At 33.0% G+C, this 1,513-nt stretch carries 1 protein-coding gene; it reads left to right on the top strand.

What is annotated here, in order from left to right:
• Positions 1–1,513, top strand: a 1,513-nt coding sequence (locus FLA105534_RS21155) for a non-ribosomal peptide synthetase (RefSeq protein WP_173968073.1), incomplete at both ends; no start/stop codon positions are given.

Below are 1,513 nucleotides of genomic sequence, written 5' to 3'. Positions count from 1 at the left end.
TCATCAATTGGCTCCATTTGAGAAAGTAGTAGACCGTGTGGTCACTACCCGTGATATGAGCATGAGTCCATTGTTTCAGGTGATGTTTGTATTGCAGAACACATCTGAAGGATCTGAAGGTCTAGTTTTACAGGATGTTGGGATTTCAAACTATGAGTTTGATATAGTCAACTCAAAGTTCGATCTGACATTGAATATTTCTGAAACTAATAGCGGTATTGGATTAGATATTGTGTATTGTGCAGACTTGTTTGATAAGGCTACCATTGATCGTATGCTTTTGCACTATAAAGAATTACTACTTAGCATTGTAATTGATATCGACCAGCCAGTAGGCAGTTTGTCGATGTTGACAAAAGAGGAAGAATACCAACTATTGCATTTATTTAATGATACAACAGTTGCTTATCCAAAAGATAAAACGATAGTTGATTTGTTTGAAGAACAGGTGAAGAAGACTCCTGATGCTATAGCTGTGGTTTATGAAGGAGAAACATTAAGTTATAGGGAGTTAAACGAGAAGTCGAATCAACTGGGACATTATCTGAGGGATTTACATAATATAGGTACAAATGATGTAGTGGCTGTTAGGTTGGGTAGATCAGAGTGGATGATAATTGCAATACTAGGGATAATGAAGGCAGGAGGAGCTTATCTACCTATTGATATTAATACTCCGAAAAATCGTGTAAATTACATTATAAAGGATAGTTGTTCTAAAGTTATTATTGATCAATTTGAAATAAATAAATTCATTAAAGATAGTTATGCATATGACAAGAATAATCTTTCAGAAATAAACAGATGTAATAATTTAGCCTATCTAATGTATACTTCAGGAACAACTGGTATGCCAAAAGGAGTAATGATTGAACACAAATCCTTAGTAGATTATTTCTTCGGAATTACTGATACAACTAACATATCAGATTGCAGTAGTTTTGGGTTAATTTCTACTATTGCTGCTGACTTGGGAAATACCGTTATTTATGCTTCTCTTCTTACCGGAGGATCTCTTTATGTTTTTTCAGAAGAAGAAATTATAAATACGGATAAGTTAGCTAACTTAAATATAGATTGTTTAAAAATTGTACCTTCTCATTGGAAAGCTTTACAACAAAATGGAAAAATATTTGTGCCTAATAAATGTTTAATATTTGGTGGTGAGCAACTTACGATTGATATTGTCGCTATGATTGCTTCAAATAATGTTAGTTGTCAAGTTTACAATCATTATGGACCTACTGAGACAACAATTGGAAAACTAATTAAAAAAATCTCATTTCTTGAAGAATATGATAAGTCTATTCCATTAGGTATTCCATTTGGTAATACAAAAATTTTTGTACTGGATTCAAAAATGAACTTATTACCAATTGGAGTAGTTGGAGAGTTATGTATAGGAGGGTCAGGTGTCGCTCGTGGTTATTTGAACAAAGAAGAGTTAACCCGGGAGAAGTTTATAGAAAATCCATTTAAAGAGGGCGATAGAATTTATAAGACGGGAGATTTA

It is taken from the genome of Flavobacterium collinsii, from assembly GCF_902804485.1.
Classification (GTDB): domain Bacteria; phylum Bacteroidota; class Bacteroidia; order Flavobacteriales; family Flavobacteriaceae; genus Flavobacterium; species Flavobacterium collinsii.
The sequence above is the reverse complement of the archived record's forward strand: the minus strand, read 5'-3'. Positions and strand labels throughout refer to the sequence as shown.